Raw genomic sequence first — 8,877 nt, 5'->3', positions numbered from 1 at the left:
GATATGAGGTTTGTTTTTTACTACCTGCTATCAGGGAGGTAAGTCTGCACTGTACCGCTAGAATTGGTTCAAAAAACATCGAACAATTGAGTTCTTCTATTTATGACGGAGAAGACTATTGCTCTTACTGGCTTACTGCACTAGGTACATAAAAATATTCGAGAGGTATTATCAAAACTCTGCCATTTAAATCTCGATGGCTATCTTTATTTTTTTGATATTGAGTTTAGTGCCAATAAGTTAATGGCAACGTAAATTAGCATTATATTAAATTCAATAGCTCAGCATGGAGACTAGTAATGAAATACGAAGAAATTGCTAAAATATGCGAAGAACTTAGCTACCGAGATAAGTTCAGGCTTGCCCAACTTCTAATTCAATTAGCAAGAAAGCAGGAAGAAGAAGAGTACCCAGTGCAAAGAAAACCGGAAGGACCGGCCAATGACATAAACAATATCACCTATGTCGCTGAGCGACTGCTGAAACTAAAGCCGGCAAAGAAAAGTACCCTTCTAAACTCCATCGGCGCAATGTTTCAATTCCAGGGTGGAATATCTGATGCAGATAAAGAGAAAATTGCCATAGTACTTCAAAAGAAAAAAATAATTACCATTACAGAAACAGGCAAGGTTTTATACCCAGAATAATGTGTAATCAAGGAGTGTCAATTTTTGCCGACAATCACTGAAATAAAAGAGGAAGCAACTAAATTCAGGGGCTTACTTGAGAGGTGTGATAAGAAAAACACAAAGCTAGTAATTGAATGCTTTCCAATTATGAGTTGTAAGTTATCTTCTATGCTTTTAGCCTATCATTTTCTTTTGTTATGGCCAAATATGGAGATTAAAGGTATAAGTGGAGCCACAGGAAAAAATAAAAACATAACCCATTACTGGCTAGAAATAAATGATATTGCAATTGACATAACAGGCGATCAATACAATATCATTAGTGAAGAAGAATTAAACAAAGAAATTATAATGAATCGGCCATTTGGAGTTGTACATGTTTACAATAAAGCTAGCAGCTACCTGTATGATCTATTCAAGATCATAGAAAGCGAGCCTCTCGTATATGGATTTCCTACAATTGGGGAAGATTTTATTGAAGATCTAGCTCTTGGTTACAGTCAAATAATTTATCAGGCAACATGTGAGAATAACAAAAAAATTAGGCCAATAGTTTTTATTAGCAATAATGTAATCGGACTTTCACGATAACAATATTCGTGATAGCAGCAGTTTCCTTTAGAGACCGACTTTCACATGATCTCTGTATTCACCTGTATCTTTGCTGGCTAACACCCGCGCCAAGGAGATTTATGAAGCCAGACTTAACCGGATCACGGCTTGTACTGCGCACCATGGGTCCGCAAGATGCGGCCGATCTGTTCGAGATTTATGGCAATCCGCTGACCATGGAGTTTGCCTCTGATCCCTGCTTTACCTCTCCCGCCATGGTGGTGCAGATGATGGCGAGCGTGGTGCGGCTGGAGCAAACCGGTGAGTCGCTGGAGTGGGCGATTGTCGAGCGGGAGGGCAACAAGGTGATCGGCACCTGCGGCCTGCACAGTTTCAGCGAGGCGGGCCACAGCTGCGAGGTGGGCTGCCTGCTCAATGCGGCCTATTGGCGCAGAGGGTTTATGTCGGAAGCGCTGGGATTGCTGTTCGCCCATGCCAGCACACTGGGAGTCACCTACCTCACCGCAGATATCGATGCAGATAACGTCCGCTCTATCGCCCTGTTTGAAAAGCTGGGCTTCAAGGCGCATGCAGGGCGCTATCAGCGCATGCTGCCTTTGGTCTGACCCGACAACGCCCTCGCCTCTCAGGGCGTTGCAGCAAGGAGCAGGCATAAAAAAACCGGAACCCAAGGGTTCCGGTTTTTTTCATTCCAGCCGAGGCTGGCAAACCGGCAAATTAAGCCTGGTTTTTAACTTCTTTCAGACCGCGGAAAGGAGCTTTGGCACCCAGCGCTTCTTCGATACGGATCAGCTGGTTGTACTTGGCAACACGGTCAGAACGGCTCATGGAACCGGTCTTGATCTGGCCAGCAGCGGTACCAACAGCCAGGTCGGCGATGGTAGCGTCTTCGGTCTCACCGGAGCGGTGGGAGATGACGGCAGTGTAGCCAGCGTCTTTGGCCATCTTGATGGCAGCCAGAGTTTCGGTCAGGGAACCGATCTGGTTGAACTTGATCAGGATGGAGTTGGCGATGCCGTTGTCGATACCGCGCTTCAGGATCTTGGTGTTGGTTACGAACAGGTCGTCACCCACGATCTGGATTTTCTTGCCCAGTTCAGCAGTCTGGTAGGCGAAACCTTCCCAGTCAGATTCGTCCAGGCCATCTTCGATGGAGACGATCGGGAACTTGGTGGTCAGGTCAGCCAGGAAGTCGGAGAAACCGTTGGAGGTGAAGACACGACCTTCGCCTTTCAGGTTGTACTCTTTCTTCTCTGCGTCGTAGAACTCGGAAGCAGCGCAGTCCATAGCCAGGGTGATGTCGGTGCCCAGTTTGTAACCGGCAGCGGCAACGGCTTCAGCGATAACTTCCAGCGCTTCGGCGTTGGATTTCAGGTTCGGAGCGAAACCACCTTCGTCACCAACTGCAGTGTTGTAGCCCTTGGACTTCAGCACTTTGGCCAGGTTGTGGAACACTTCTGCGCCCATGCGAACGGCTTCTTTCAGGGTCTTGGCGCCAACCGGCTGGATCATGAACTCCTGGATGTCGACGTTGTTGTCGGCGTGCTCACCACCGTTGATGATGTTCATCATCGGCAGCGGCATGGAGTAAACACCCGGGGTGCCGTTCAGCTCGGCGATGTGGGCGTACAGCGGCATGCCTTTGGCAGCAGCGGCAGCTTTGGCGTTAGCCAGGGAAACAGCCAAGATGGCGTTGGCGCCGAACTTGGATTTGTTCTCGGTACCGTCGAGGTCGATCATGATCTGGTCGACAGTGGCCTGGTCCTTGGCATCTTTACCCAGCAGAGCTTGAGCGATCGGGCCGTTTACGGCTTCGATGGCTTTCAGCACGCCTTTACCCAGGAAACGGCTCTTGTCGCCGTCACGCAGTTCCAGCGCTTCGCGGGAACCGGTGGACGCGCCAGACGGAGCGGCTGCCATACCAACAAAACCACCTTCCAGGTGAACTTCGGCCTCAACGGTCGGGTTACCACGGGAGTCGATGATTTCACGACCGATCACTTTAACGATCTTGGACATGTGTATTTCCTCAGGTTTCGTAAAAAAACAACAAAAATATGCCAAAAAAAGCGGCTGTGGCACAGTGCCCCAACCGCATTTATTTTCAATTACTTCAAATTACGCTTCTGATACTCGCCTGCCGCCTTCACAAAACCGGCGAACAGAGCGTGGCCATCACGGGGAGTAGAGGTGAACTCCGGGTGGAACTGCGCAGCCACGAACCAGGGGTGATCCGGGATCTCGATGATTTCCACCAACTTCTTGTCGGCGGAGAGACCGGTCACTTTCAGACCTGCCGCTTCAATCTGCGGCAGCAGCTTGTTGTTTACTTCGTAACGGTGACGGTGACGCTCGTAAATGGTCGGGCTGCCGTACATCTGACGCACCTTGGAATCTTCGACCAGGTGGCAGAGCTGGGAACCCAGACGCATGGTACCGCCCAGATCAGACTTCTCGGTACGGGTCTCGACATTACCCTCTTCATCCACCCACTCGGTGATGAGGCCGACGACAGGATAGGCGCAATCTTTCTTGAATTCGGAGGAGTGAGCCCCTTCCATGCCCGCCACGTTGCGAGCAAATTCGATCATGGCAACCTGCATGCCGAGGCAGATACCCAGGTAGGGGATCTTGTTCTCGCGGGCATACTGGGCAGCCAGAATTTTGCCTTCCACACCGCGCTCACCGAAGCCACCCGGCACCAGGATCGCGTCCAGACCTTCCAGCAGCTCGGCGCCACGGGTCTCGATATCCTGAGAGTCGATGTACTTGATGTTGACGGAGTGACGGGTCTTGAGACCACCGTGCTTGAGCGCCTCGTTGACGGACTTGTAAGCGTCCGGCAGGGAGACGTACTTGCCGACCATACCGATGGTCACTTCACCAGTCGGGTTGGCCTCTTCGTAGATAACCTGTTCCCACTCGGACAAGTCAGCTTCTTTGCACTCCAGACCGAAACGCTCGGTGAAGTAGGAGTCCAGATTCTGGGATTTCAGCAGTGCCGGGATCTTGTAGATGGAGTCGACGTCTTTCATGGAGATGACGGCGCGCTCGGGCACGTTGCAGAACAGGGCGATCTTGGCACGCTCGTTGGCCGGAATGGCACGATCGGAGCGGCAGATCAGCACATCCGGCTGGATACCGATGGAGAGCAGCTCTTTGACGGAGTGCTGGGTCGGCTTGGTCTTCACTTCACCGGCAGCGGCCAGGTAAGGAACCAGCGTCAGGTGCATGAACATGGCATTGTTGCGGCCCACTTCGGCAGCCAGCTGACGAATGGCTTCGAGGAACGGCAGGGACTCGATGTCACCTACGGTACCGCCCACTTCGACGATGGCAACCTGATGGCCTTCGGCACCGGCAATCACCCGCTCTTTGATGGCGTTGGTGATGTGCGGGATAACCTGAATGGTGGCGCCCAGATAGTCACCACGACGCTCTTTACGCAGTACGTCGGCGTAGATACGGCCGGTGGTAAAGTTGTTGCGACGGGTCATCTTGGTGCGGATGAAACGCTCGTAGTGGCCCAAATCCAGATCGGTTTCGGCCCCGTCCTCGGTTACGAACACTTCACCATGCTGGGTCGGGCTCATGGTGCCCGGATCCACGTTGATGTACGGGTCCAGTTTCATGATGGTCACATCCAGACCACGGGCTTCCAGAATGGCTGCCAGAGAAGCTGCGGCAATGCCTTTGCCGAGGGATGAAACAACGCCACCAGTAACAAAAATATATTTGGTCGTCATGCTGAACCTGAAAGAAGTTTAGGGAATTTTAAGGGGTGCTTCGGGGATGAAGCAGGACGGGGAAACAGTATACCAAAAACCCCTCTCCCAAACAATGAGCAAAAATCTATCAGGCTCACCGCCCCCCCATCTTGCGCCAAATCAACTTTGCTCGGTTTCCTTCGCCTTATCCCAGGCGGCATCGAGCTTTTCGAGGGTGCAATCGGTCATTTTCAAGCCTTCTGCGGCGATTATCTGCTCAACCTGACGAAAACGACGTTCGAACTTGGCGTTGGCACCGCGCAGCACCTGCTCCGGATCCTTGCCCAGATGACGCACCAGATTGACGGTGGCAAACAACAGGTCGCCGAGCTCGTCGCTCACCCGCGCCTCGTCCACATCGGCCATCAATGCCTCTTCCATCACCTCGTCGATCTCTTCGTGGATCTTGTCCACCACAGGCCCCAGCGTCTTCCAGTCAAAGCCGACGGTGGCGCAGCGTTTCTGAATTTTGGCGGCGCGAGTCAGGGCAGGCAGCGAGAGCGGGATATCGTCCAGCACGCTCTCTTTGTCGAGGGCCGCTCGCTCTTTGGCCTTTTCCGCCTCCCAGTTCGCTTTTACCGCCAGCTCGTTGGAGAGATCTGCATCGGAAAAAACGTGGGGGTGACGGCGAATGAGCTTCTCGCTCACTGTATCGACGATATCGGCAAAGTCGAACAAGCCCCGCTCTTTACCCAGCTGGGCGTAAAACACCACCTGAAACAGCAGATCCCCCAACTCCCCTTTCAGCCCCTGCCAATCTTCGGTCTCGATGGCATCGGCCACCTCGTAGGCCTCTTCCAAGGTATGCGGCACTATGGTCTGGAAGCTCTGTTTCAGATCCCAGGGGCAGCCGTTTTGCGGATCGCGCAGGCGAGCCATGATATCGAGCAGTTGAGGCAGATCGTAACGTTGGGACATGGGATATTCGCTTTCGACTCGTTCAAAAAGGGTCGGAAATGCAGACCGGCCACTGGGGCCGGTCGGTTCGATATCAAAGCCGCTTGGCGCTGATCACGTCGTTAAGCTGACTGAGCTTGGCCAACGCCCGGTTGAAGGCGTTGATGTTGTAAATCTCCAGCTCCATGTCGATCTCGGCGGTTTGCTCGCGCACGTTGGAGCGCGAGCGCACCCCCATCACATTGATCTTCTCGTTGGCCAGCACGGTAGTGATATCGCGCAGCAGGCCGGAGCGATCGTTGGAGATGATCCGGATGGTGAGGCCGTAACCGCCGGAGTAGTTCTCCCCCCACACCGCATCGATCAGCCGCTCCGGGTTGCGACGTGACAGCTCTTTCAACTGCTCGCAATCTTCCCGGTGGATCGAAACGCCACGGCCCATTGTGATAAAGCCCTGAATGGAGTCCCCCGGAATGGGCTGACAGCAGCGGGCAATATGGGTCATCAGATTGCCAACCCCTTCCACCACGATATGGTCTTTGGGCTTGTGGCGCATCGGCGCATTGGCCTTCTGCTCCAGCTTCTCCAGCAAGCGGCGATCTTCCTCTTCCGCTGTCGGCTTGTTGTAACAGGTGTCGAGATAGTTGAGCACCTGGTTGATGCGGATATCACCGCTGCCGATACCGGCCAGCAGATCGTCGGTGCTCTCCAGATTGAAGCGGCGCAGCATGTTGCCCTTGTCGATCTTGGACATGCTGAGGTTGTGGCGATCCAGCTCCTTCTCGAACAGCTCGCGACCGGCCACGATATTCTTGTCCCGATCCAGTTTTCTGAACCAGGTCGCCACCTTGGCCCGCGCCCGGCTGGAGCGCAGGAAGCCGGCGTTGGGGTTCATCCAGTCGCGGCTCGGATTCGGCTCTTTCTGGGTGATCACCTCCACCTGATCGCCGGTCTGCAGCGCGTAGGTAAACGGCACGATGCGGCCGTCAATCTTGGCGCCGATGCAGCGGTGACCGATCATGCTGTGGACGTGATAGGCAAAATCAAGCGGGGTGGCGCCCGCCGGCAGGTCGATGACATCCCCTTTCGGGGTGAAGACGTAGACTCTGTCCTCGAACACCTGACTGCGCAGATCTTCCAGCAGGGAGCCGCTCTCGGAGAGATCTTCCTGCCAGGCGAGCAGCTTGCGTAGCCACTCGATCTTGTCTTCGAAGGTGTTGGCCTTGCCGCCAGCCTGTGCCCCTTCCTTGTAGCGCCAGTGCGCCGCGACGCCGAGTTCGGCATCCTGATGCATCTGGTCGGTACGGATCTGGATCTCGACGGTCTTGCCCTCCGGCCCCACCACTACGGTGTGGATCGACTGATAGCCGTTGGGTTTGGGGTTGGCGACATAGTCGTCAAACTCGCGGGGAATGTGGTGGAACTGGGTGTGGACTATGCCGAGCGCCGCATAGCAATCCTGCAACCGCTTGGTCACTACCCGCACCGCGCGCACGTCGAATAACTCGTTGAATTCGAGGTGCTTCTTCTGCATCTTGCGCCAGATGCTGTAGATGTGTTTCGGCCGACCGTACACCTCTGCGTCAACTCCCGCCTCTTTCAGGCCATTACGCAGGGATTGCACAAACTCGCGGATATAGCGCTCGCGGTCGAGCCGCTTCTCGTCGAGCTGCTTGGCGATCTGCTTGTAGGTATCCGGGTGCAGGTAACGGAAGGCAAGATCTTCCAGCTCCCACTTGAGCTGGCCGATGCCCAGACGGTTGGCGAGCGGCGCATAGATGTTGGTGATCTCCTGGGCCATCAGCACCCGGGTCTCTTCATCTGCCGTCTTCGCTTCCCGCAGGCAGGCGATCCGCTCCGCCAGCTTGATCACCACGGCGCGCACATCCTCGACCATGGCGAGCAACATGCGACGCACGTTGTCGACCTGCTCCGGCGAGGTTTCGCTGCGATGGAGGGTCTGCAGGGAGCGGATGGCTTCCATCTCCAGCACCCCTTCCACCAGCTTGGCGATCTTGGAGCCAAAGTCCTCGTCCATCCGCTCCTGGCTGATGAGACCGGCTTCGACGAAGGGGTAGATGATGGCCGCTTTGAGGGTACCGATATCCATGCTGAGCATCTGCAGGATGCCCACCATTTCGATGCCGCGCACCAGCAGCTTGCTGGTCAGCGCCTCGTCACCGAGCGTCAGACAATACTGGTAGACGGTTCGCAGCTGATCCTTTTCACTGTCACTCAAGGAGAGCGAGCTGACCCACTCTTCCAGGGTGAAGTTGTCTTTCAAATGAATATCGCGAACCGCAACCATGGTATCAATCCTTTAAATTATCGGGCCGAAAGCTGTCACTTTCTCCCCTCATGAGATTGCCTCAAATGGGGATATCCAGCGCACTTTTCAAGGCATATTGTCCAGAAAGACAATAGAGCGCGCCAACAGGCCCTGCCGAACGACAAGGGTCTAGATTACCCCAATCACACCAGCTCAAACAGCCGCAGACATGCCGGATTGCACATCCGCATCGCCGAACTGATGAGTCATTTACTCCCGTTCAAACAGCGCCATGGACTCTAGATGACCGGTGTGAGGGAACATGTCGAGCATGCCGAGGCGCACCAGACGATAACCCCCTTTCACCAGCACCTGACTGTCCCGCGCCAGGGTGACCGGGTTACAGGAGACGTAGACCACCCGCTTGGGTGAAAGTTTCACGACGTGTCCCATCACTTCCAACGCGCCGGGGCGAGCCGGATCCAGCAGCACCAGATCAAACCCTTCACGCGCCCAGGACATGCCGACTATGTCATCGCTCAGGTCGGCTTTGTAGAAACGGGCATTGGTGATGCCGTTGCGACGGGCGTTCTCTTCGGCCCGCTGCACCATGGCCAGTTCACCTTCCACACCCACCACTTCGCGAGCCTGACGGGCCAGCGGCAGGGTGAAGTTGCCGATGCCGCAGAAGAGATCGAGCACCTTGTCATCCTTGCTCGCCCCGAGCCATGTCAGCGCCTGC

General features: G+C 54.6%; 8 protein-coding genes. 3 read left to right on the top strand and 5 right to left on the bottom strand.

Annotation, left to right across the window (positions count from 1 at the left end):
• Window positions 1–299 precede the first annotated feature (299 nt).
• From AACS18_RS15275 to AACS18_RS15265, 3 genes are all read left to right on the top strand, one after another.
• On the top strand, window positions 300–647 hold the full coding sequence (locus AACS18_RS15275; RefSeq protein WP_042052364.1) for a hypothetical protein: 348 nt from the start codon (window positions 300–302) through the stop codon (window positions 645–647).
• A 24-nt stretch (window positions 648–671) separates the two neighbouring features.
• A complete protein-coding gene (locus tag AACS18_RS15270; RefSeq protein WP_219927974.1) occupies window positions 672–1,220 on the top strand; it encodes a hypothetical protein in 549 nt (182 codons plus the stop codon).
• 101 nt (window positions 1,221–1,321) lie between these two features.
• Window positions 1,322–1,807 carry a GNAT family N-acetyltransferase gene (locus tag AACS18_RS15265; protein WP_108612617.1) on the top strand — a complete coding sequence of 162 codons (486 nt, stop codon included), beginning with the start codon at window positions 1,322–1,324 and terminating at the stop codon, window positions 1,805–1,807.
• Window positions 1,808–1,919: 112 nt separating this feature from the next.
• Here AACS18_RS15265 and eno read toward each other — a convergent pair whose 3' ends face one another.
• The 5 genes from eno to rlmD form a co-directional block, all read right to left on the bottom strand.
• Window positions 1,920–3,221 (bottom strand): phosphopyruvate hydratase, encoded by a 1,302-nt coding sequence (eno, locus tag AACS18_RS15260; RefSeq protein ID WP_005335583.1) that lies wholly within the window; start codon window positions 3,219–3,221, stop codon window positions 1,920–1,922.
• An 89-nt stretch (window positions 3,222–3,310) separates the two neighbouring features.
• A complete protein-coding gene (pyrG, locus tag AACS18_RS15255) occupies window positions 3,311–4,948 on the bottom strand; it encodes a glutamine hydrolyzing CTP synthase (RefSeq protein ID WP_005335584.1) in 1,638 nt (545 codons plus the stop codon).
• Window positions 4,949–5,089: 141 nt separating this feature from the next.
• Window positions 5,090–5,887: a nucleoside triphosphate pyrophosphohydrolase gene (gene mazG, locus AACS18_RS15250; RefSeq protein WP_108612616.1), complete on the bottom strand. Its 798-nt coding sequence runs from the start codon at window positions 5,885–5,887 to the stop codon at window positions 5,090–5,092.
• 73 nt (window positions 5,888–5,960) lie between these two features.
• Entirely contained in the window at window positions 5,961–8,174 is a 2,214-nt protein-coding gene (gene relA, locus AACS18_RS15245) for a GTP diphosphokinase (RefSeq protein ID WP_005335588.1), read from the bottom strand.
• 231 nt (window positions 8,175–8,405) lie between these two features.
• The coding region (gene rlmD / locus AACS18_RS23530; protein WP_258228725.1) for a 23S rRNA (uracil(1939)-C(5))-methyltransferase RlmD at window positions 8,406–8,877 on the bottom strand (472 nt) is incomplete at its 5' end.

Source organism: Aeromonas sp. HMWF015 (genome assembly GCF_963878965.1).
GTDB lineage: Bacteria > Pseudomonadota > Gammaproteobacteria > Enterobacterales > Aeromonadaceae > Aeromonas > Aeromonas veronii.
This window is presented reverse-complemented; position numbering and strand designations above follow the sequence as displayed.

Coding starts and splice junctions, on each gene's coding strand:
- mazG (WP_108612616.1), bottom strand. CDS start 5,887: ATGTCCCAACGTTACGATCTGCCTCAACTGCTCGATATCATGGCTCGC.
- AACS18_RS15265 (WP_108612617.1), top strand. CDS start 1,322: ATGAAGCCAGACTTAACCGGATCACGGCTTGTACTGCGCACCATGGGT.
- eno (WP_005335583.1), bottom strand. CDS start 3,221: ATGTCCAAGATCGTTAAAGTGATCGGTCGTGAAATCATCGACTCCCGT.
- relA (WP_005335588.1), bottom strand. CDS start 8,174: ATGGTTGCGGTTCGCGATATTCATTTGAAAGACAACTTCACCCTGGAA.
- AACS18_RS15275 (WP_042052364.1), top strand. CDS start 300: ATGAAATACGAAGAAATTGCTAAAATATGCGAAGAACTTAGCTACCGA.
- pyrG (WP_005335584.1), bottom strand. CDS start 4,948: ATGACGACCAAATATATTTTTGTTACTGGTGGCGTTGTTTCATCCCTC.